The 23,022-nt window shown below is 74.2% G+C and carries 13 protein-coding genes and 2 tRNA genes; 11 read left to right on the top strand and 4 right to left on the bottom strand.

Annotated elements, in window-relative coordinates; all coding sequences use genetic code 11:
* The first annotated feature begins 20 nt into the window (after nt 1–20).
* The 4 genes from RF647_RS14430 to RF647_RS14415 all read left to right on the top strand — a co-directional run bounded on the left by RF647_RS14430 (nt 21) and on the right by RF647_RS14415 (nt 7,879).
* The gene (locus RF647_RS14430) at nt 21–1,817 is read left to right on the top strand and encodes an AMP-binding protein (protein WP_368812315.1); all 1,797 of its coding nucleotides are present in this window, start codon (nt 21–23) and stop codon (nt 1,815–1,817) included.
* Between the two features lie 577 nt (nt 1,818–2,394).
* Nucleotides 2,395–4,581, top strand: coding sequence for an ATP-dependent DNA helicase RecQ (locus RF647_RS14425; RefSeq protein WP_368812314.1), 2,187 nt, complete (start codon nt 2,395–2,397; stop codon nt 4,579–4,581).
* Nucleotides 4,582–4,635: 54 nt separating this feature from the next.
* Nucleotides 4,636–5,745: a glycosyltransferase family 2 protein gene (locus RF647_RS14420; RefSeq protein ID WP_368812313.1), complete on the top strand. Its 1,110-nt coding sequence runs from the start codon at nt 4,636–4,638 to the stop codon at nt 5,743–5,745.
* A gap of 49 nt (nt 5,746–5,794) precedes the next feature.
* A complete protein-coding gene (locus tag RF647_RS14415) occupies nt 5,795–7,879 on the top strand; it encodes an acyltransferase family protein (protein WP_368812312.1) in 2,085 nt (694 codons plus the stop codon).
* 27 nt (nt 7,880–7,906) lie between these two features.
* Here the strand turns inward: RF647_RS14415 and RF647_RS14410 are convergent, their stop codons facing one another.
* Entirely contained in the window at nt 7,907–9,373 is a 1,467-nt protein-coding gene (locus tag RF647_RS14410) for a lipopolysaccharide biosynthesis protein (RefSeq protein ID WP_368812311.1), read from the bottom strand.
* A 211-nt stretch (nt 9,374–9,584) separates the two neighbouring features.
* On the opposite strand from RF647_RS14410, the gene RF647_RS14405 reads away from it, so the two are divergent.
* From RF647_RS14405 to RF647_RS14385, 5 genes are all read left to right on the top strand, one after another.
* Nucleotides 9,585–10,691 (top strand): glycosyltransferase, encoded by a 1,107-nt coding sequence (locus RF647_RS14405; RefSeq protein ID WP_368812310.1) that lies wholly within the window; start codon nt 9,585–9,587, stop codon nt 10,689–10,691.
* A gap of 62 nt (nt 10,692–10,753) precedes the next feature.
* Nucleotides 10,754–10,842: transfer RNA gene (locus RF647_RS14400), tRNA-Ser, on the top strand.
* A gap of 363 nt (nt 10,843–11,205) precedes the next feature.
* Complete coding sequence (locus RF647_RS14395; protein WP_368812309.1) at nt 11,206–12,057, top strand: LGFP repeat-containing protein; 852 nt, start codon at nt 11,206–11,208, stop codon at nt 12,055–12,057.
* Nucleotides 12,058–12,196: 139 nt separating this feature from the next.
* Nucleotides 12,197–12,619 (top strand): spore germination protein GerW family protein, encoded by a 423-nt coding sequence (locus RF647_RS14390; RefSeq protein WP_368812308.1) that lies wholly within the window; start codon nt 12,197–12,199, stop codon nt 12,617–12,619.
* A 12-nt stretch (nt 12,620–12,631) separates the two neighbouring features.
* On the top strand, nt 12,632–13,042 hold the full coding sequence (locus RF647_RS14385) for a phage holin family protein (protein ID WP_017831991.1): 411 nt from the start codon (nt 12,632–12,634) through the stop codon (nt 13,040–13,042).
* Between the two features lie 13 nt (nt 13,043–13,055).
* Here RF647_RS14385 and RF647_RS14380 read toward each other — a convergent pair whose 3' ends face one another.
* Nucleotides 13,056–15,173 carry a prolyl oligopeptidase family protein gene (locus RF647_RS14380; protein WP_368812307.1) on the bottom strand — a complete coding sequence of 706 codons (2,118 nt, stop codon included), beginning with the start codon at nt 15,171–15,173 and terminating at the stop codon, nt 13,056–13,058.
* A gap of 64 nt (nt 15,174–15,237) precedes the next feature.
* Between RF647_RS14380 and RF647_RS14375 the strand changes: the two genes are divergently transcribed.
* Entirely contained in the window at nt 15,238–17,202 is a 1,965-nt protein-coding gene (locus tag RF647_RS14375) for an FAD/NAD(P)-binding protein (protein WP_368812306.1), read from the top strand.
* Between the two features lie 35 nt (nt 17,203–17,237).
* Here the strand turns inward: RF647_RS14375 and RF647_RS14370 are convergent, their stop codons facing one another.
* Together RF647_RS14370 and RF647_RS14365 are read right to left on the bottom strand one after the other, a co-directional pair.
* Nucleotides 17,238–21,227, bottom strand: coding sequence for an ExeM/NucH family extracellular endonuclease (locus RF647_RS14370; RefSeq protein WP_368812305.1), 3,990 nt, complete (start codon nt 21,225–21,227; stop codon nt 17,238–17,240).
* Nucleotides 21,228–21,375: 148 nt separating this feature from the next.
* Nucleotides 21,376–21,463: transfer RNA gene (locus tag RF647_RS14365), tRNA-Ser, on the bottom strand.
* A 95-nt stretch (nt 21,464–21,558) separates the two neighbouring features.
* Here RF647_RS14365 and RF647_RS14360 point away from each other — a divergent pair.
* Nucleotides 21,559–22,995 (top strand): deoxyribodipyrimidine photo-lyase, encoded by a 1,437-nt coding sequence (locus RF647_RS14360; RefSeq protein WP_368812304.1) that lies wholly within the window; start codon nt 21,559–21,561, stop codon nt 22,993–22,995.
* Nucleotides 22,996–23,022: the final 27 nt, after the last annotated feature.

Genomic DNA, 23,022 nt, shown 5'->3' with positions numbered 1-23,022 from the left:
GACAACCATGGAGGTCCCCGATGGCCGAGCCGGTCCCCACCAGTGCGACGTCCGACGCCGCCCCCGGCGTCTCCGAGCAGTACGAGGCGGCACGGGACCGCGTCCTGGCGCTGCGCGAGGACTACGACCGGGCCCGCGAGGAGTTCCGCTGGCCCCGGATGGAGCACTTCAACTACGCCCTGGACTGGTTCGACCACGTCGCCCGGGACCCGGAGCGCGGGGCCCGGGACGCGCTGTGGATCGTCGAGGAGGACGGCACGGAGCTCCGGCGGACCTTCCGGGAGCTCGCCGGGTCCTCGGCCCGCACCGCGAACTGGCTGCGGGGCCTGGGGGTGCGGCGCGGCGACCGCGTGCTGCTCATGCTCGGCAACCAGCTCGAGCTGTGGGAGACCCAGCTCGCCGGCATGAAGCTGGGCGCGCCCCTGATCCCGACCGCCGTGATGATGCCCCCGGCCGACCTGCTGGACCGTGTGCAGCGCGGCAAGGTCTCGTGGGTCGTCACGGACGCCGCCAACGCCCCCAAGTTCGCGGGCGTCGACGGCGACTACGAGCTCGTCGTCGTCGGCGCCGCCGCGGAGGTCGAGGCGGCGCGCGCGCAGCTGCCCGGCCGTCCCGTGCACCCGTACGAGCAGGCCGCGGCCGCGGACCCCGTCTTCGTCCCGGAGGGCGTCACGCGCTCCCGCGACCCCCTGCTGCTGTACTTCACCTCCGGCACCACGTCCCAGGCCAAGCTCGTGGAGCACACCCACGCCTCGTACTCCTTCGGGCACCTGTCCACGGTCTACTGGATGGGCCTGCGCCCCGGGGACGTCCACCTGAACATCGCCTCGCCGGGGTGGGGCAAGCACTCGTGGTCCAACTTCTTCGCCCCGTGGATCGCGGAGGCCACCGTGTTCATCCACAACCAGTCCCGCTTCGACGCGGCGGGTCTCCTGGAGCAGATGGGCCGGGCCGGGGTGACGAGCTTCTGCGCGCCGCCCACGGTGTGGCGGATGCTCATCCAGGCGGACCTGCACCGTGTGCAGGACCCGCCGACGTCCGCCGTCTCCGCCGGCGAGCCGCTCAACCCCGAGGTGATCCGCCGGGTGCAGGACGCGTGGGGCGTGACCATCCGGGACGGCTACGGGCAGACGGAGACCACGCTGCAGATCGCCAACACCCCCGGGCAGCCGGTGGTGCCGGGGGCCATGGGCCGGCCCCTGCCGGGCTTCGTCGTCGACCTCTTCGACCCGCAGACGGGCGCGCCCGCCGAGGAGGGGGAGATCTGCCTGAGGGTCGACGACGACCCGCCCGGGATCATGGCCGGCTACATCGACGAGCCCGAGCGCACGGCCGAGGTCGTCAAGGACGGCTGGTACCACACGCGCGACATCGCCCGCCGCGACGAGCACGGCGTCTACACGTACGTGGGCCGCACCGACGACGTGTTCAAGGCCTCCGACTACCGGATCTCACCGTTCGAGCTGGAGTCCGTGCTCATCGAGCACCCCGCGGTGGCCGAGGCCGCCGTGGTCCCGGCGCCGGACCCGGTCCGGCACGCGGTGCCGAAGGCCTACCTGGTGCTCGCCGCCGGCGCGGAGCCCACCCGGGAGCTCGCCGGGGAGATCCTGCGCTTCGCCCGGGAGAACCTCGCCCCCTACAAGCGGGTGCGCCGGGTGGAGTTCACGGACCTGCCCAAGACGATCTCCGGCAAGATCCGCCGGGTGGTGCTGCGCGAGCGGGAGGAGGCCGCGGACCGCTCCGGCCCCGCGGCGCCCGGGGCCGACGGGTACGGCGTCGAGTACACGGAGGCCGACTTCCCGGGGCTGCGCGACTGAGCGCCCGCAATGTGACGCCGCGCACGGCGCTCGGCGTGCACCCAACGGGGGACGCCAAGGGTCCCGGATGTCCCCATTTCGTGCCACGCCCGCCGCCGCCGAGTACCCACCGGTAGCGAAAAGCCGCCACGGGACCTCTTGTTGACTAGTGCAAACAGATGAATCTGCCTGGATGTCCCCCAGATCGAATGTGACTTCACGGGCCGTGACAGGTCACAGAAACCCTGCCACCATGGTGGCAATTGGTTCACCCGATGGGGCGGAACCAACCGATCCGCCGGGGGGCGGATCGACTGCGGTTCATCGGGGGATGGGCCGCGTGCACGCAGGCATCGGGGGGTGCCGGTGCAACCGGTTCATCGGGGGGTGAACCGAATGGGAGCACCGCTGGGGGGCGGTACTCCCGCCAGGCGAGTCTCTGCTCGCCACCGGCCGTCAGGCCGGTCGATGCGCCCGCTGCGGGGGCCATCCGTTCGACGGATGGGCAGCGGGCGCATCGTTCTGTCCGGGCCCCGTCGCCACTGCACGCCCCGCCCTCCGGTCGGGCGGCGTCGGGGGGCCCTGGAAGACTGGGGCCATGACGACTTCCCCGGCCCACGACATCGCCGCCCACGACACCGCGCCGGACCCGGCCCTGCACGAGGACGCGCTCCACCTGCTGCGCGCGCTCACCGGCCGGCCGGACGCCGCCTTCCACCCCGGGCAGTTCGAGGCGGTCGAGGCCCTCGTGGGACGCGGCCGGCGGGCCCTGGTGGTGCAGCGGACCGGCTGGGGCAAGTCCGCGGTCTACTTCCTCTCCGCCCTGCTCCTGCGCGCCCGGGGCCGCGGGCCCACCCTGATCGTCTCCCCGCTGCTGGCCCTCATGCGGGACCAGGTCTCCGCCGCCGCCCGCGCGGGGGTCCGGGCGGCGGCCATCAACTCCGCCAACGCCACCGAGTGGGGGCAGATTGCCACGCAGCTGGAGGCCGACGAGCTCGACGTCCTGCTGGTCTCCCCGGAGCGGCTCAACAACCCCGTGTTCCGCGAGCAGCAGCTGCCGCAGCTGGTCGCCCGGCTCGGGCTGCTCGTGGTGGACGAGGCGCACTGCATCTCCGACTGGGGCCACGACTTCCGCCCCGACTACCGGCGCATCCGCGACCTCATCGCCCGGCTCCCGGAGCAGGTCCCCGTCCTGGCCACGACCGCCACCGCGAACGAGCGCGTGGTCGCCGACGTCGAGGAGCAGCTGGGCGTGCGGCCCGGCGGCAGCAGCACGGGGGAGGTCTTCACCCTCCGCGGCCCGCTCTCCCGGGCGTCCCTGCGCCTCGGCGTGCTGGACCTGCCCTCGGCCACGGCCCGCCTCGCCTGGCTGCTCGAGCACGTCGGGTCCCTCCCGGGCAGCGGGATCATCTACGCGCTGACCGTGGGGGCCGCCGAGGACACCGCCCAGGCGCTCGCCGACGCCGGGATCCCCGTGCGCGCCTACACCGGGCGCACCGACCAGGGCGAGCGCGAGGAGCTCGAGGCCGCCCTCAAGGAGAACAGGGTCAAGGCCCTCGTGGCCACCTCCGCGCTCGGCATGGGCTTCGACAAGCCGGACCTCGGCTTCGTGGTGCACCTGGGGGCGCCGTCCTCGCCCGTGGCCTACTACCAGCAGGTGGGCCGTGCGGGCCGCGCCACGGACAACGCGGACGTCCTGCTGCTGCCGGGCACCGAGGACCGCCGGATCTGGGAGTACTTCGCCACCTCGTCGATGCCCACCGAGCAGAAGGCCGCCGCCGTCCTGGGCGAGCTGGGGGCCGCGGGCGGCGCCCTGTCCGTGGCCGTGCTGGAGTCCCGCGTGGACGTCCGGCGCAGCCCGCTCGAGCTGCTCCTGAAGGTGCTCGCCGTCGAGGGTGCGGTGGAGCGCGTGCAGGGCGGCTGGCAGAGCACGGGCGTGCCGTGGCGCTACGACGCCGAGCGCTACGGCCGGATCGCCGCGGCGCGGGTGGCCGAGCAGAACGCCATGCTCGAGTACGAGCGCACCACCGGGTGCCGCATGGAGTTCCTCGCCCGGCAGCTCGACGACGCCACGGCCGAGCCCTGCGGGCGCTGCGACAGCTGCGCCGGCCCCTGGTACCCCACGACCGTCGACGAGTCCGCCACCGACTCCGCGGGAGCCGCCCTGACCCGCGTGGGCGTCGTGGTGGAGCCGCGCGCCCAGTGGCCCACCGGGATGCCGCGCCTCGGGGTCGAGGTCAAGGGCCGGATCCCCGAGGAGGAGCGCTGCGCCGAGGGCCGGGCGCTCGCCCGGCTCACGGACCTCGGCTGGGGCAACCGGCTGCGCGAGGTGTTCCGCACCGACGAGGAGGGCGCGCCGGTCGACGGACCGGTGGACCCCGCCCTCGGCCGGGCGTGCGTCCAGGTGCTCGCCGAGTGGCGCTGGTCGGACCGGCCCGCGGCCGTCGTCTCGATCCCGTCCCGCTCGCGCCCCCGGCTCGTGCGCTCCCTGGCGGAGGGCATGGCCGAGGTCGGGCACCTGCCCTATCTGGGGGAGCTCGACGTCCCCGAGGGCTTCCCGTCCGGCGGGCACGGCGGCAACAGCGCGTACCGCCTCGCGGCACTGTGGGAGAAGTTCCGGGTGCCCCCGGAGCTCGCGGAGGGGCTGGACCGGCTCGGGGGGCGACCGGTGCTGCTGGTCGACGACCTCGTGGACAGCCGCTGGACGCTCGCCGTGGCCGCCCGCGCGCTGCGCCGGGCGGGCTCCGGGCCCGTGCTGCCGTTCGTCCTGGCCTCCCAGGGCTGAGGCGCGGACCGCGCCGGGCGGGCCGTCCCGGCGCGGTCTTGTACGCTGGCCTGCGTGTCCTCTGCCCCCACGCCGCTCGTCGACGTCATCATTCCTGTGCACACCCCCGCCCGGCCCGTGGACCGGGCCGTCGGCTCCGTGCTGGCCGGCGGGCTCCCGGTCGGCGACCACGGCGGAGTGCACATCACGGTGGTGTGCCACAACGTCGGGGCCGCGCTGATCCGCGACCGTCTCGCCGCCGAGCACCGGCCGCTCGTGGAGCTGGTGGAGTGCTTCGACGGCACCGCCAACCCGGCCGGGCCCCGCAACCTGGCCCTGGAGCGCTCCCGCGCCCGGTACGTGTCCTTCGTGGACAGCGACGACACTCTCGCCCCGGGAGCCCTCGCGGCCTGGACGGCGACCGCCGAGCGCCACGGCTCGGCGGCGGTGCTCCCGCGCCTGGTCAAGGACTCCGGCCAGCCGGTGCGCACCCCCGTGCCGCGGCCCTTCCGCCGCGCGGACCTCGAGCCGGTCAAGGACCGGCTCGCCTACCGCACCCACGTCTTCGGGCTGCTCCGCCGGGAGCTGCTGGTGGACCACGGGGTCCGCTTCAACGGCCGGTACGCCACCGGGGAGGATCAGGAGCTGGTGGCCCGCACCTGGTTCGGCGAGGGGCGGGTCGACCTCGCGCCCCGCGGCGCCCACTACCGGCTGCGGGAGGGGGCAGCCGACCGGATCAGTGCGGAGCCCCGCCCCCTGACGGACGACCTCGCCGCGGCGACCGACCTGCTCGGCGGTCCTTGGTGCGCCGGGCTGGCCCCGGAGCAGCGGACGGCGATCGCCGCCAAGATCCTCCGGGTCCAGGTCTTCGGCGCCGTGCGCGCCCGGACGGCGGCCGGGCGCTGGACCCCGGAGGACGCGGACCAGGTGCGCGGCCTGCTCGCACTGGTCGACACGCGCGCTCACCGTGCTCTCCCGCGCGGACCGGGAGGTCCTGGACCTCGCGGTCCGGCCGGGGGCCACGGCGGAGGCCGTGCTCCGGGTCGACGACGCCCGCCGCCGCTTCGGCCGGCCCAGCACGCTGCTCACCCGCGACCTGCGCAGGGTCCTGCACCGCGAGGCCCCGCTGCGGTTCATGGCCGCGTCCCTGCTGGTGTGACCGGAAGACGCCACCGTCCGGTGTGACAATGGTGCCGAGCCAGTCGTCCGACCCCCCGCCCGACGAGAGAACTCCATGAGCCGCCTCCTCCCCGCCGACCCTTCCCCCGGGGTCGCGAACAGCACCGCGCCCCCGGCGGGCGCCCCCGCCCACCGCTTCCGCCCCGAGGTCCAGGGGCTGCGCACCGTGGCCGTCCTCCTGGTCGCCGTCTACCACGTGTGGATCGGCGGGGTCTCGGGCGGAGTGGACGTCTTCCTGTTCATCTCGGCGTTCCTCATGACGCTCTCCTTCGTCCGGCGGCTCGAGGCCGGCAAGGGGCCGCAGCTGGGCCGCTACTGGACCAGGACGTTCTCGCGGCTGCTGCCCCCCGTCGTCGTCACGGTCCTGGGCACCCTCGTCGTGGTGCGGCTGCTGTTCCCGTCCGACCGCTGGTACGCCGCGATCGAGGAAGCAGTGGCCACGGTGCTGTACTCCCAGAACTGGGTGCTCGCCCTCGACGCGGTCGACTACTACGCCGCGGACACCTCCGGGGCCAGCCCTTTCCAGCACTTCTGGTCCCTGTCCGTGCAGGGCCAGGTGTTCCTGCTGTGGCCCCTGCTCCTCGCGCTGTGCGGGCTGATCGCCGGGCGCACCCGGTGGACCGTCACCACGGTGGCCACCGGCGTGTTCAGCGCCGTCTTCCTCGCCTCCTTCGCCTTCTCGGTGGTCTCCACGAGCAGCGAGCAGGCCTTCGCCTACTTCGACACCCGCGCCCGGCTGTGGGAGTTCGCCCTCGGCTCCCTCCTGGCCCTGGCCGTGCTGCGCGGCGTCACCCTGCCGGGCGCGCTGCGCCTCCTCCTGGGCTGGACCGGGCTCGTGGCCATCGCCGTGTGCGGACTCGTCCTCGACGTCCAGGGCTCCTTCCCGGGCTGGGCGGCGCTGTGGCCGCTGACCGGGGCGGCCCTGGTGATCCTGGCCGGGCACACCGGCGACCCCCGCGGGGCCGACGCCCTGCTCAGCCGCCGGCCCCTGCTGGTCCTGGGCGAGGCGTCCTACGCCGTCTACCTGGTGCACTGGCCGGTGCTCGTCACCTACCTGGTGGTCACGGACCGCGCCAAGGCCACGCTGGGGCACGGGCTGCTCATCCTCCTGGGGAGCATCGTGCTGGGCGTGCTGGTGCACCGGCTCGTCGAGCGGCCCCTCCGGCCCTGCACCGGACCCCGCGCGAGCCTGCACCAGCTCGGCCTCGTGGTGCTGTGCGTGGCCCTCGTGCTGGTCCCCGCCTCCGGGGCGCGGCTGGTCCTCGACCGGCACGCCCAGGAGGCCGCGGAGCAGGCCGCGCTCGAGAACCCGGGGGCCGCGGTGCTGACCGGGGACCTCGCCTGGGACCAGGACCCGCAGGTGCCCACGATCCCGAACCCGCTGGTCCGCGAGGGGCAGTGGTCCGAGCTGCCGGAGTCCTGCGACGCCGCGACGGAGGAGTGGTTCGACGGCTACAAGGTGGCCTGCTCGACCCTGCCGGTCGACCCGGACGCCGAGGTCGACGCCATGGTGATCGGCAACTCCCACGCCGAGCAGTGGCTGCCGGCGTTCCAGCGCGTCGCCGAGGACCGCGGCTGGAACCTGGTCTCCGTCATCCGCGGCGCCTGCCGGTTCCAGCCCGTGGAGACCACCGACAACACCGAGTGCCAGGAGCTGATCGAGCTCACCGACCGGTACATCGAGGACCACGGGATCGACGTCGTGCTCACCACGTCCACCGTGACCGCCGACGAGGGGCCCGGCGAGCAGATCGCCCCCGGGTTCGCGCAGGTCCTGGCGGACCTCGGCGAGCGGGGCATCACGGTGGTCGGGATCCGGGACAACCCGCGGTTCCCCTTCAACATGGTCACCTGCATCGAGCAGGACGGCCCGGACGCCGAGCGGTGCAACCCGCCGCGGGCGCAGAAGCTGGCACCGCAGAACCCGGCCGACGCGCTGACGGGGCGGCACGGGAACTTCGTCAGTCTCGACATGAGCGACTGGATCTGCCCCGACGGCACGTGCCCGTCCCGGATCGGCAACCGCTGGGTCTACATGGACGACAACCACATGCCCCGCGACTACGTGGTCACGATGGTCCCGGCCTTCGCGGAGCAGTTCGACCGGCAGTTCGGGCAGCGGGCCCGGCCCGCCGGGTGAGCGGGGGCCGGGTGGGCGGGGGCCGGCTCAGCGGCGGAGCCGGGCGCCCGCGGCGCGCAGGGCGGGCCGCAGGTCCCGGGCGCTGAGCCCGGCCCAGACCGCGAGGAACACGGCGGTCGCCCCGAGCGCCGGCAGCACCCGGAAGTCGGGGCCGAGCACCTGCAGCGCGACCAGGATCATCGCGTAGCCGGCTACGATCCGCAGCAGGACCGTGCCCCACCGCATCCGGTCGAGCCGCCAGACCACCAGCAGCGGCAGCACCGCGCTCAGCAGCGAGCCCACGAGGTAGCCCACCGCGGAGGCGGTGATGCCGAGCTCCGGGCCCAGCAGGAGCATCGTCACCACGCCCACGACCAGACCCAGGCCGTTGGCGGCGGCGAGCACCTTGACCCCCCAGGGCTCGGTGCCGTTGAGCCGGGCGTTCGCGGCGTTGAAGCTGGTCGCCGAGACGGCCAGGAACAGCAGGACCAGCAGCGGCTCCGCCTCCGCGAACTCCGGGTCCCCGAAGTAGACCACCCGGAGCACCGGCTCCGCCCACAGGGCGCCCACGCCGAAGACCGGCAGGAACACCGTGACCATCGTCCGCAGGATCGTGTCCACCTGCCGGGTCAGGCCCGCGGTGTCCCCGGCGGCGTACATGCGGGCCACGCTGGGGGACAGCGCGGTGAGCATCGCCCCGGACAGCATGCTGGCGGGGGTGGCCAGGGACACCGCGGCGGCGTAGAGGCCGACCTCCGCCTTCGTGGCGAAGCTGTCGCCGATCACCAGGGACAGCTGCATCAGACCGCTCGCCGCCAGCAGGTGGGCCGATCCCCACGCGGTGAAGACCAGGATCTCCCGGCGCACCGCCGGGTCGAGGCGCGCCCCGGTGCGGCGGGGCCAGGAGGGCAGCGCGTAGACCGTGTAGCCGAGGATCAGGGGCAGCAGCAGGACCCAGTGCCAGCCGGCGAGCAGGACCAGCAGCAGCAGGGTGAGGGTGAGGAACGAGCTGATGGTGTCCCACGCCGTCGTGGTCACGAACTGGTTGTTGCCCGTGCGGACGCCGCGCACGAAGTTGTAGGCCGACAGGGAGAGCACCAGCAGACCGGCCGAGACCGCGAAGCCCCAGGAGAGCTCGAGCGCGAACGCGGCGTAGAGCACCGCCGAGACGGACAGCAGCGCCATGCCCGCGGACGCGCTGCTCGCGGTGAAGGAGGCCGTCGCCGCCTGCCCCTCGGGGTCCTGGCGGCCCCGGGCCATCGCGATGAACTTGGCGGCCCCCGTGCCCGAGGCCTGGGGCCACAGCAGGACGAGGAACAGGGCCAGCGAGATGGTCAGGTTGACCTCGGCGAGCGCCTCCTGGCCCAGCAGGTTGCCCACCAGGACGCTGTAGCCGAAGCGGGACAGCCCCTGGACGAGCACGGCCACCACGGTCAGCGCGAACGCCGACCCCAAGGGGTTGTCGGTGTTCGCGTGGTTGGGCGGCGGGAAGAGGATCGAGCGCAGCCGGGACATCAGGCGGCCGACCCGGGGGCTGGGCTGGTCATCGCGCCCGAGTCTACTCGCGCCCCGGCGCGGTGCCCGGAGCGCCCCGGCCGTGGCCCCGCCGATAGGGTGGCACCATGATCGCCGCCCCCACCCCGTCCCGCACCGTCTCCGGCCCCCCGTCCGGCACCGCGTCCGACGCCGCCCCCGGCCGCACCGGCGCGGGGAAGGGCTGAGTGCCGTGCGCGTGCTCGTCGTCAGCACCTGGTACCCGTCGGCGGAGCGACCCGGGGAGACGCCGTTCGTCCCCCGGCACGTGCGCGCCGCCGCCCGCCACCACGACGTCCGGGTGCTGCACCTGCGGCTGCTGCGCACCGGGCCGGCCGTCCAGGAGGAGTGGGACGGGGTGCCGGTGCTCCGGGTCCCCTTCCACCCCCTGCGCCCGCTCACGCTGCTGCGGGCGTACGCCGCGCTCCGCCGCCACCTGACCGGCGCGGACGTCCTGCACACCATGCCCTTCTCGGCGGCGCTCGTCTGCCTGCCGCTCGCAGGACGCCGCCCGTGGGTGCACACGGAGCACTGGAACGGCGTGCTCACCCCCGAGCAGAACGGGCCCGTGTGGCGGCTCCTCGCCGGGAGCCGCCGGATCCTGCGCGTCCCGGACCGCGTCACCGGCGTGAGCACCATGATGTGCGACGTGCTGCGCCGCTTCGCGCCGGCCGAGCGGGTGGAGCGGATCGGCAACGTGGTTGACCACGCCGCGCACGTCACGGACCCGCCGCGGGGGCACACTTTGGAGCTCGTCGCGGTCGGCGCCCTGCGCGAGATCAAGGACCCCCTCCTGGCCGTGGACACCGTGGCATGGCTGCGCGACGCCGGCCACGACGTCCGCCTCACCTGGTGCGGCTCCGGCGGCCTCGAGCAGGAGGTCCGGGAGCGGGCGCGCCGGCTCGGGGTGGGGGAGCGCGTGCAGCTCCTCGGCAGCGTGGGGGCGGACGAGGTGCAGCGGCGCCTGGCCGCCGCCGACGTGTTCCTGCTGCCCAGCCGGTCCGAGACGTTCTGCGTGGCGGCGGCCGAGGCCCTCGCCGCGGGCCGGCCGGTGGTCATGGGCGCCCTCGGCGGGCAGGGGGACTTCGTGCACCCGGGCAACGGGCGCCTCGTGGCCGAGCGCACCCCTGAGGCCTTCGGCGGCGCCGTGCTCGACGTCGTGGCGGATCCCGGTCTGCTGGGCCCGGAGGCCATGGCGGCGGAGATCCGCTCGGTCTACGGGTCCGAGCGGATCGGGGCGGACCTCGACCGGCTCTACCGCTCGGTGCTCGCGGGGCGGCGCGGACGCCGTCGGCTTTGACCCCGTGCCCGGTCCTCCCTTAAGCTGGCCCGTGTTGTCCACCCGCGTGGTGGGCCACGGATGGAGACGTGCCAGAGCGGCCGAATGGACTTCACTGCTAATGAAGGGTCGGGGTTAAACTCGACCGGGGGTTCAAATCCCCCCGTCTCCGCGCTCGTGACGTCCCAGGACGTCGGAAACACCCCGGACCCGCGGTCCGGGGTGTTTGGCGTTCCGGGGCCATTTGCGGCCTCCCGGGCGGTGGATGACCGGACGCGGTGGCAGCCCTTCGTCACATTGGTGCCGGCAGGAGGAAGCGGCCGAGACCGGACCCTACGGTCGAGTAGCATCCGTTTTGCATTCATTCATCGCTGTTCGGAGGCCCCGTATGTCCGTCCCCGCCCGCCGCCGCGCCGTTGCTGTTCTGACAGCGGCCCTCGTCTCTACGACAGGCCTCGGCCTGGCAGCCGTTCCCGCCCACGCGGTTCCTGCCGGTGCCCCGCAGAGCCAAGTTCTCCTCACGGCGCAGTTCCGTGTGACCGGGGCCATCGGAGCGAAGTGGAAGAGTCTCGGCGGCAGCAAGAGCTTCCTCGGGCAGCCCGTCAACAACGAGCGGCGTCTCAAGACCGGCGGTGCGTACCAGTCCTTCCGGGGAGGGGCGATCCACTGGTCCTCCCGGACGGGTGCCCACGCCACGAAGGGTGCCATCCAGCGGACATGGGCCGGCACCGGCTGGGAGAACGGCAGATACGGGTACCCGACGAGCGGTGAGTACACCACGCCCACCGGGAAGGCCCAGCGCTTCCAGGGCGGCGTCATCACGTGGACAGATCCGTCCAAGAAGCCCGCGCCCACCGGCACCAGGACCTACCGGGGCAACGGCGACGCGGTCATCAGCATCGCCAAGCCCGACGGTCTCAAGTCCGTGGCCGCGGTCCAGTCGTCGTACAGCGGCTCGGGGAACTTCGTGGTCTGGGGCCTGGACTCCGCGTACGGGGACACCGATCTCCTGGCCAACGCCATCGGTTCGTACTCCGGCACCACCCTGCTGGACGAATTCGACTGGGGGAACAGGACCACGCGGCTCGAGATCACGGCCGAGGGCCCCTGGACCATCACGGTCAAGTCGACCAGGACCCTGCCCGCGTACGGCGCCGGCCGAGCGGTTTCCGGCAAGGGAGACTCCGTCTTCCGGTACACGGGCGGCAACTCCAGCCGGCACCTCACCCACAGTGGCAGCAGCAATTTCGCGATGTGGTCCTATGCCGACAACGGGATGGACGACCTCCTGGTCAACCGCATCGGACGCTACTCGGGCCGCGTGACCTATCCGGGGCCCGGTCTGGTCGAGGTCACGGCGGACGGGTCCTGGACGATCAAGCCCTGATCCCGCGGTCCGGGGTGTTTCGCGTTCCGGGCCCGCGTCCGGCGCCGCCCGTCATCTGCGGCCGCCCCGTGACCGAGGGCCAGCGGCTTCCTACACTGGGGCTCAGCGCGCCGCCGGCGCCCGAGCCCAGGAGGCCACCATGCCGGAGCAGGACCGTCCGCAGACCACGCCCGCCGCACCCGGTGCGCCCCGCCCCGCCCCCGCCTGGCGCGCCGGGCTCACGGACCGCTCCGTCCTTGAGGAGGCCGTCGACGCCGTGACGGTGCGCCGGGTCTTCGGCGAGGCGTACGAGGTGCACGGCACCACGGTCGTGCCCGTGGCCCGCGTCAGGGGCTGGGGCGGCGGTGGCGGGGGCTCGGGCGAGGAGAAGGACAGCTCGGGCAGCGGATCGGGCGTGGGCTACGGCGTGCACGCCGAGCCGGCCGGGGTGTACGTGGTCCGGGGGGACAGCGTCACGTGGCGTCCCGCCGTGGACACGGGGCGGATCGCCCTCACCCTGGGCCTGGCGCTGTGCGGCGCGGCCGCGCTCGTGGGCTGGGCCGCCGTCACCCGCCGTTCCTGACAGGATGGGGCCATGTCCTTCCTGCTCCGTGTCCTCGTCAACGCGCTCGCCATCTGGGTGGCCGCCTGGATCCTGCCCGGGATGGGCATCGCGGCGGACCCGTCCGTCGTCTCGGCCGTCGGGGGCGAGACCACGGCGTCGGTCCTGGCCTACCTGTTCGTCGGCCTGGTCTTCGGCGCCGTGAACGCGGTCGTGCGGCCCGTGCTGACGATCCTGTCCCTGCCGATCACCTGCCTCACGCTGGGGCTGTTCGCCATCGTGGTCAACGCGGCGATGCTGTGGCTGACGTCCTGGCTGAGCTCCTTCACGCCGCTGCGGCTCGAGATCGACTCCTTCCTCTGGACGGCGGTGCTCGCCACCCTGATCATCGGGGTGGTGTCCCTCCTGATGGGCTGGGCCGTCCCGGACCGCGAGCGCCGCTGACCCGCGCCGGGGCTCAGCCCCGGTGCAGCGCCGTCCAGAGGAACTCGTGGGACAGCGCGTGCAGGCGGGCGGCCTGCTTGTTGTCGCCCGCGCCCGCGTGCCCGCCCTCGGTGGCCTCGTAGAACCACACGTTCTCGTAGCCCATGCCGAGCATCCGCGCGGCGGCCTTGCGCGCCTGGACGGGACCCACGCGGTCGTCGCTCGTGGCGGTCCAGAACAGGACGTCCGGGTAGTCCCGCCCCTCCTCCAGCAGGTGGTACGGCGAGAACGTGCGGACGGACTCCCACTGCTCCGGGTCGTCCGGGTCGCCGTACTCCGCGATCCAGGAGTAGCCCGCGGACAGCTTCGTGTAGCGGCGCATGTCCAGCAGCGGCACCCCGCAGGAGACCGCCCCGAACAGCTCGGGGTGCCCGGTGAGCATGTTGCCCACGAGCAGCCCGCCGTTGGAGCCGCCCGAGCACGCGAGCGTTCCCCGGGTGCACACCCCGCGGGCCTGCAGGTCCGCCGCGACGGCCGCGAAGTCCTCGTACGCCCGGTGCCGGTTCCCCTGCAGGGCGGCCCGGTGCCACGCGGGGCCGTACTCCCCGCCGCCGCGGATGTTGGCGAGGACGTAGATCCCGGACCGCCCGGCGTCGTCGGTGCGGGTCAGCCAGGACCGCCCGAGGGCCCCGGAGTAGGCGGGGGTCCGGGAGACCTCGAAGCCCCCGTAGCCGGAGAGCAGCGTCGGGTTCCCCCCGTCGAGGACCGGGTCGGCGGGACCCACCTGGAAGTAGGGCACCCGGGTGCCGTCCGCCGAGACCGCGAAGTGCTGCTCGACCGAGAGCCCGGACGCGTCGAAGAACGCGGGGGCGGTCCTCGCCACCCGCGGCGGGGCCGTCGCCCCGCCGCGGACCGGGAGGGTGCCGCGGGACACGGTGGTCGGGGTGAGGAAGCCGGTCGCCACGAGCCAGTAGTCGTTGCCCGCCTCCGGGTCCTCGTCGTCGACGGCGTAGGCGTCCACGCTGTGCAGGGCCGGCGCCCCGGGCAGCTCGGACGAGGTCCACGGGCCCGGCTCGGAGACGCGGACCACCGAGGAGACGTCCCGCAGCAGGTTGAGGATCAGCCGGTCGGCCGTCCAGGACCAGGACTGCAGCGACGTGCGCGCGTCCGGGACGAACACGGCGGTCACGGAGCGGTCCCCGGCCAGGAACGCCTCGAGCTCGGCCACGAGCAGGGACCCGGCCGGGTGCACGGTCCCGTCCAGCTCGAGCTCCTCCTGCGGGCGCAGCAGCAGCCACTGCCGGTGCAGGTCCACCGTCACCGAGTCGGGGACGTCGACGTGCACGAGCTCCTCCTCGCGCACCAGGTAGGTCCGGGAGGCGAAGAAGTCGACCACGTCCACGGCCACGTCCCGGACGAAGCCCGGCGTGTGGTCCCGCACGAGCACGGCCTGCACGTGGTCCTCGGCCACCTCGAACACCTGCCGGGCCTCGGCGAGGTCCTGCCCGCGGCACAGGACGCGCACGGTGCGGGGATAGGAGGACGTGGTCATCGAGCCGGGGCCGAAGTCGGAGCCCACGTGCAGGGTGTCGGCGTCCACCCACGTCACGGTGGACTTCGCCGTGGGGACGTCGAAGCCGCCAGGCACGAACCGGCGCTCGTCGAGGTCGAACTCGCGCACCCGCTTCGCGTCGCCGCCGTCGGGGGAGAGGCTGAGCAGCGCCCGCCGGTGCCGCCCGCCGGTGTACTGCGGGCGCAGCAGCCGGGCCCCGCCCCAGACCCAGTCGACGCCCTCCTCGGCGGCCAGCGCGTCGACGTCGAGCAGGACCTCCCACTCGGTGTCCTCGCCGAGCCAGGACTCCCACGTGGTGCGGCGGAAGACGCCGCGGGGGTGCTCGGCGTCGCGCCAGAAGTTGTAGTAGTGCGGCCCGTGCTTGGCGACCATGGGGATCCGCTCGGTCGAGTCCATGACCGCGAGCACGTCGGCCTCGAGGCGGCGCAGCCGCGGGCTCTCGAGCGCCGCCAGGGTGCGGGCGTTCTGCCCGGCGACCCACTCCAGGGGCGCGTCCCCCGTGATCTCCTCCAGCCACAGGTTCTCGTCGTGCGGCTGCTCGGCGGTCGGGCGGGCGGCGGTCTGCGCGGTCTCGGTCATGTCCGCCATCGTAGGCGCAGCCCCGGGCCCGTGGCCCGGCGGGCGGGTCGATATCCTGAGGGCCATGAGCGCAACGGGCAGGCCAGGTTCCGAACGACGAGTCACGGTGATCGGGGCGGGCCCGCGCGGGCTGTCGGTCGTGGAGCGGCTCGCGGCCCGTGCGGCGGCCTCGGGCGCCCGGGTGCGCATCGACGTCGTCGACCCCTTCCCGCCCGGTCCGGGGCACGTGTGGCGGACGAACCAGTCCCCGCTGTACCTCATGAACACGCCCTCGGTGTTCCCCACGGTGATCGCCGACGACGGCGTGCTGCCCGTGGACCCGCTCGAGCCGCTGCGGAACATGAGCTTCGAGCACTGGCGGCTGTCCGCCGTGGCGGGGACCATCGCCGTGGACCCCGACGACGCCGCGCACCTGACCCGGATGACGCCCCAGTCCTATCCCTCCCGGCGGATGTACGGGGTCTACCTCTCCTGGGTCTTCCGCACGCTGCAGGACGCCCTCCCCGCCACCGTGCAGCTCGCCGTGCACCGGGCCGAGGCCGTGGGCGTGCACGTGCGGGAGCACGCCCGGCACCGCTACGACGTGGAGATCAGCGGCGGGCAGAACCTCCCGGCGGACGCCGTGGTGCTCGCCCTGGGCCACCTCGACGCCGACCTGCGCCCCGACCAGCGGGAGCTCGTGGACGGCGCCGCCGAGCTCGGGCTGACCTACTGGCCGCCCGCCGTGCCCGCCGACGCGCACTGGGACGACCTGCCCGCCGGGCGGACCGTGCTGGTGCGCGGCATGGGCCTGAACTTCTGCGACGTCCTGGCCCAGGTCACCGAGGGCCGCGGCGGGATCTACACCCAGGACGGGGAGCGCTACGTCTACCACCCCTCGGGGCGGGAGCCCGTGATCGTGGCCGGCTCCCGCCGCGGCGCCCCGTACCGCTCCAAGGCGGTGCTCGAGGGCTACTACGCCGGCTCCCTCGTCACCCGGTTCTTCACCTTCGACGCCGTGCGGGAGCTCGCGGCGCGGGCGGAGGGTCCGCTGTCCTTCGAGACGGACCTCTATCCGCTGATCCGCAAGGACGCCCAGTGGAACTACTACTCCGTCCTGGCACGGACCGCCCCGGACGCCTTCGAGACCGACCCGCAGGAGTTCCTGGCGCGCTTCGACGCCGTGCTCGGCACCGGCGACGACCACCCGGAGGGGCCCTGGACCTCCCGGGCCGAGCGGCTCATTGCGTCCGCGGTGGTCCCGGGACGGCAGCTCAACGCCCTCCGGCTGGCCCGCCCCTTCGAGGGGCTCAGCTTCGGGTCCCACGACGAGTACGCGGCGGCCCTGGTCCACCACCTGGACCGGGACGTGCACGGCGCGCTGGCCGGCGAGGACGACCCGCTGCAGATGGCCGTCGCCTCGCTCAACGCCGCGCGCACCGTGCTCAAGGCCGTGCTGGCGGACCTCGGGATCAGCGACGCCTCCTGGACCGACGAGCTGCGCCGCACGTTCGAACCCTTCGTGGAGGGCCTCGCCTCCGGGCCGCCGGTGCTGCGGACCCAGCAGCTGGCGGCGCTGGCCCGTGCCGGCGTGGTGCGCTTCCTGGGCCCGGACCCGCAGTTCCTCGTGGACGAGGAGGAGGGCCGGTTCGTGGCGAGCTCCCCCTGGGTCAAGGACGAGCCCTTCCGCGCCGAGCACCTCGTGGAGGCCATGTCCCCGCCCAACGACGTCCGGCGCAACATCTCCCCGCTGCTGTCCGCGATGCACCGGGAGGGCCTGGTGCGGGTCCGGGCCATGGAGACCCGGGACGGCGTCGCGACCGTGCCCGGCACCGGGCTGGACGTCACCCGGCCCCCGTACCGGGCCGTGCGCGTCGACGGCGGCGTGGAGCCCGGCGTCCTCGTGCTCGGCCTGCAGCTCTCGGCCGTCCAGTGGGGCGTGGCGATCGCCGCGGAGGCCGGGGCGTCCGCGGAGCTGGGTGCCCGGACCCTGGCGGACGCCGACCGCATCGCCGCGGCGGTGCTGGGCCCGGCCCCGGCACGCGACTGACCTCGGGGCACCGGGGCAGGCGCGCCGCGGCCGGGTCAGCCGAAGCGGCGGTGCAGGACCTCGCGGGCCCGGTCGTCGGCGTGCTCCCGGAGGCCCTTGCCGGGGTGCTCGCCGGAGTTGCCCCTGCCCGGCTTCTGCGGGCCGGCGGGCTCGGCGCCGGCGAGGGCCAGGCCGACGATCTCCGGGTTGTGGTCGGAGGCCCGGTACGGGTCGGCCGCGTAGAGGTCGACCACGTTGTGGTTGTGCCGGCTGTACTCCAGGCCCACCGACTCGTGGGCGTTGATCTCCCAGATGTCCGAACCCGTGACGGTCCCGGCCGCGGCGGGGGACGCCAGGACGTGGTCGAGGGAGCCAACCATCCCGCCGTAGGCGTAGGAGTGCTCGCCCGCCGGCGCCAGGTTCGTGTAGCCGGCGTCGTGCAGGACCCGCATGGGGTCCTCCTGGTCGTAGGAGTTGAAGTCACCGGTCAGGAGGACCCGGTCGGTGCCCTGCGTGGACTTCAGCCGCTCGGCGAAGGCCACCAGGGCCTGGGCCTGGGCGGTGCGGTCGGCGTTCCAGCCGCCGGCGCCGTCCCCGGCGTCCGCGTTGGGGCCGGTGGAGGGGGCGGAGCCCTTGGACTTGAAGTGGTTGACGATCACCGTGAAGTCCTCGCCCGCGTCCCCGCCGGCGGGACGGAACGTCTGGGCCAGCGGCTCACGGGCGTTGTCGAAGTTCTCCTCGTCCTGCAGGATCACGGACTCGCCCACGGTCCCGAGCGCGGCCGGCTGGTAGATGAACGCGGTGCGGATGACGTCCTCGTCCCCGACGGCGGGCCGCTGGGCCGGTGACGGCACGTACGCCCAGATCGCGGAGCCGGCGGCGGCGTTGAGGGCGTCGACGAGCTCGGACAGGGCTTGGTCCCGGTCCTTGCCGAACTTCGCGGAGTTCTCGATCTCCTCCAGGGAGACGACCTCGGCGTCCAGGGCGTTGACGGCGGCGACGATCTTGGCCTGTTGGCGCTGAAGGTCCTCGTCCTCGGCCGCCCCGCGGACCTCGCAGCCGCCGCGGACGGTGATCGGGTCCCCGGCGCGGTCGGTGTAGTAATTGCAGCCGGTGAGCTCCTCGCCGGTGGTGGTGAAGTAGTTCAGCACGTTGAACGTGGCCAGCTGCACGGTCCCGCCGACGTCCTCGGGGGCGGCGGTGCGGGTGTTCTCGGCCACGATCGGTGAATTCCTGGCGTTGTCGCCGGTGAGGTGGGTTGTGGGCTGGAGGCGCCACTCGTCGAACCCGTATCCGAGCACCACCGGGGCCACGAACTCCACGGGGGCGCCGATCCGCATTGGGGTCTCGGGCGAGAGGTACGGCAGCGCAGTGTCGGCGTTGGCGAAGTTGCCGTAGTTGGTCGTGGCGCCGTCGTCGAGCAGCACGCCGCGGGCGGCGTTGTCGGCGGCCTGGGCGGCGGCCTCCGGCGAGCCGGGCACGCCGACGGCGGTGGGCTGCACCAGCGGCGTGGTGCCCGCGGCCAGGCCGATCTCCCCGTAGCGGTTGAGGTCGTGGTTGTCGGTGACCACGAACGCGCCGGCCGGGTCCAGGAGCATGCCTTCGAGGTCCTCGCGCTCGGCCTCGCCGGCGGGCCAGCCGACGGCGGCGGGCTCGACCGTACCGGCCGGCTCGTCGAGGACGGTCAGCCCGTCGGTCCGCACGCGGAGCTGGGTCTGGCCGTGGTGCTCGGCAACCTCGCCGGTGACCTCCACGAACTGTCCCGGCTGCGCGGCAGCGGCGGTGTCGGGGGAGTGCACGAACACCCCGTCAGAGGCGTCGTGGGCGGCCGGGTCGAGGTCGCCGCCGGTGCCGGGCGTCTGCACGTAGTAGCCGTTGAGCCCGCCGGTGGCGTAGACGGCGGTGACGACGCCGCGGGTGGTCACCGCCTGCCCCGCCACCGGCGAGACGTCCCCAGTGCCCTGGATCTCCCGGATCGCCAGCTCCACCGGCGGGGTGCCGGCCCCGGGCTCCGGGGCCGGGGCGGGCTCTTCGCCCGTCCCGTCCGTGGGGGCCGGGACCGGCGCGCAGCCCTCGGCCAGGGCCAGGACCTGCTCCGGGACGCGGACCCGGGTGCCGGAGGGCGCGGCGACGAGCCACACCGGGGCGCCCTCGGCCAGGGCGGAGGCGTCCACGGCGACCGTGGCCGCGCCCTCGGCGACGGCCGCGGTGCCGATCTCGGTGCCCTCCGGCCCGCCCTCGCGCACGGAGACCTCCGTGGTGGCCGGGGCGCCCAGGGAGGTCATGTCGAGCTGCGCGACCTCGAACTCCACCGTGCAGGCCTCGGCGGCCGCGTCGCCGAGCGACACGGACCGGCGGTCGAACTCCGGGGCGATCGGGGCGTCGGCGGAGCGGGCGGCGAGGTACTCCATCCAGGCGTCGCGGTCGATCCGGCCGGTGTCGGTGACGTCGGTGCCCTCGGTCAGGGCGGTGAAGTTGTCGCCGCCCTCCACCAGGAAGGACACCGAGCCGATCACGTACTCGGCGGCCGGGTCGACGGGCTGCCCGTCGACCGTGATCGAGGTGATCCGCTCACCGGCCGGGCGGGCGGCGTCGAAGGTGTAGGACACGTTCTCGGACAGGCCCAGCTGCAGGTACGGCCGGGACGATCCCTCGGGCTGCCACTGCTGCTCGAGGACCCGCTCGAACTGCTCGCCGGTGAGGGTCACGGTGTTGAGGTTGTTGGCGAAGGGCATCACCTGGTTGGCCTCGGACTCCGTCACCACGCCGTCGCGCTCGCCGTCGATGGCCTGGTCGGGGTCGTCCGCCCAGAGGAGGTCGGCGCGCAGGCCGCCGGGGTTGATGAGGCCGATCTGCACGCCGTCCGACCCGTCCAGGCTGTCGCGGATGGATTCGGCGACCAGGTTGCCGAGGCTCGACTCGGCGCCGCGGTCGTCGCGGGCCTGCACGCCGTCCCGCAGACCGTAGGCGGTGGTGATGTCCCCGGTGATCTCGCCGACCGGGGTGCTGCCCCGCTCCAGGGCCACCGCCTCGGCGTCCGCGACGATCCCGGCGACCTCCGCGACGCGCGGATACCGGGCGACCAGCTCCTCCTCGGTCGCGGTGACGACCTCGTCGACGGCCAGCACGCCGGTGGTGAGGTCGACGTCGTCGGCGGCCTCGTCGTAGCTCAGGGAGATCCGCCCGAGGCTGCCGCCGTACGAGCCGGCCTGCAGGACCGCGCGGTCGAGGTCGCCGTCGCCGTCCACGTCGACGCCCTCGTCGTAGACCTGGTGGGTGTGCCCGTTGAGCACCACGTCCACGGTCGCGCTGGTGCCGGTCACCAGCCGGTCGCCGAGGGCGTCGGCCGCGTCGGCGGCGCCCTCGTGGTAGACGGCCACCACGACGTCCGCCCCGTCCGCCTCGAGCCGCTCGGCCTCGGCGTTGACGGCCTCCACGGGGTCGCCGAAGGTGATGCCCTCGATCGCGCCGGGCGAGACGAGCGTGGCGGTCTGCTGGGTGACGGCGCCGACCACGCCCACGCGCACGCCCTCGACGTCGAACGTCGCGGACGCCTCGGTGACGAGCTCGCCGTCTGGGCCGGTGACGTTGGCCGCCAGGTAGGGGAAGTCGGCGCGCTCGGTGATGCGGCCGGTCAGGTCGTCCGCACCCCGGTCGAACTCGTGGTTGCCCACGGCGGAGGCGTCGAGCTCGAGCGCGTCGAGCACGTCGAGCGTGGGGTCGTCCTGCTGCACGGCCGAGACGTACTCGGAGGCGCCCACGTTGTCCCCGCCGGACAGCAGCAGCGTGCCGTCCTCGTTCTCCGCGCGCAGCTGCTCGATCGCGCCCGCGAAGAGGAGGGGGTCGGAGGAGAGCCGGCCGTGGTAGTCGTTGAAGTAGAGCAGCTCGACGGCCGTCTCCCCGGCCGCGGTCGCTCCCGCGGCGGGAGCCGGCGGGGGCGCCGTCCCCTCGGCGGACGCCGCGGGGAGGACCAGACCGGTCGAGGTGACCACGGCGCCGGCGGCGAGCGCGGCGAGCAGGGCAGGACGGTGCTTCTGGGGCGCCATGGGGGTCCTCCGGGGGATGCGGCGGTGCGTTGTCCCCATTTCAGCACGCAGAGGTGAACGGCGGACCACGACACCGCGACATTTCTCCGGCCCCGGGACGGGCCGAGGCCCCCACCGGCCGGTTCGCGGTGGGGGCCTCGTGCGAAGGCGGAAGGTAAGGGATTTGAACCCTTGGTACGGGGTCACCGCACACCGGTTTTCAAGACCGGCTCCTTAGGCCGCTCGGACAACCTTCCCCGCGCCCGCCCGGTCCCCGGCGGGGGCGGCGGAGCGCGTCGCCCATTCTTCCACGGCGCCCGGAACGCCGCCAAAGCCCCGGTAGGGTGAGCGCGTGGACGCACCCGAGAGCCCCGACCGCGGGACGACGACGATCGTGTGGTTCCGGGACGATCTGCGCGTCACGGACCACCCCGCCCTCGACGCCGCGTGCCGGCGCGGCGCGGTGGTCGCCCTCTGCGTCCTGGACCAGGAGTCCGAGGGGGTCCGGCCCCTCGGCACGGCCGCGAAGTGGTGGCTGGACGGGTCGCTGCGGTCCCTGCGGGAGTCGCTCCGGGAGCTGGGCATCCCCCTGGTGCTGCGCCGCGGTCCCGCCGGGACCGTGCTCCCCGAGGTCCTCGAGCGCACGGGGGCGGGCGGCATCACCTGGAACCGCCGCTACGGCGGGCCCGAGCTCGCCGTGGACGCCGGGGTGAAGCAGTGGTGCGCCGAGCACGGGGTGGAGGCGCACTCGTTCCAGGCCGCGCTGCTGCACGAGCCGTGGACCCTGCGCACCGGCGCCGGCGGCCCGTACAAGGTGTTCACCCCCTTCTGGAAGGCGCTCCGGGGGCTGGAGATCCGGCAGCCGCTCCCCGTGCCCGGGCCGGGCCGGGGGGCCGCCGCGGCGGTGGCGGCGGCCGCCGGCACCGAGGACCAGGACGACTGGGACCTGTTGCCGTCCCCGGAGCGCGCGGCCGGGCTGGCCGCGGTGTGGACGCCCGGGGAGGCGGCCGCGTGGGAGCGGCTGGACGACTTCCTGGACCGCGTCGAGGACTACGCCGAGGGCCACGACCGGCCGGACCGGGACGGCACCAGCCGGCTCTCCCCGCACCTGCGGTGGGGCGAGATCAGCCCTTTCGCGGTCTGGGACGCGGCCGTCCGGCACCGGTCCGAGCGGGGGAGCAGCCCGGGGCTGGAGAAGTTCCTGGCCGAGCTGGGCTGGCGGGAGTTCAACTGGCACCTGCTCCACCAGGTGCCGGACCTGCACGTGCGCCACGTCCGCCCGGCCTTCGACGCGTTCCCGTGGCGGGACCGGGCGGAGGCCGCCGGCGACGTCCGGGCCTGGCAGGAGGGGCGCACCGGCTTCCCGCTCGTGGACGCGGGCATGCGGCAGCTGCGGGCCACGGGGTGGATGCACAACCGGGTCCGGATGGTCGCCGGGTCCCTGCTCACCAAGAACCTGCTGGTCGACTGGCGGGTGGGGGAGCAGTGGTTCTGGGAGACGCTCGTGGACGCCGAGCCGGCGAGCGGGCCCGGGAACTGGCAGTGGGTCGCGGGCTCCGGCGCGGACGCGAGCCCGTTCTTCCGGATCTTCAACCCGCTGACCCAGGGCCGGAAGTTCGACCCCGAGGCCCGCTACATCCGCCGCTGGATCCCCGAGCTGGCCGGCGACGCGGGCGTGGACCCGCACGAGCCCGGACTGCTCGGCCCGTCGGTGGGCTACCCCGAGCCGGTCGTGGACCTGCCGGCCAGCCGCGGACGCGCCCTCGACGCCTACGCCTCGATCCGCTGAGGGCGGCGCCGGCGTCCCCCGGTTCGC

Source organism: Kocuria sp. CPCC 205263 (assembly GCF_040981075.1).
Classification (GTDB): domain Bacteria; phylum Actinomycetota; class Actinomycetes; order Actinomycetales; family Micrococcaceae; genus Kocuria; species Kocuria rosea.
This window is presented reverse-complemented; position numbering and strand designations above follow the sequence as displayed.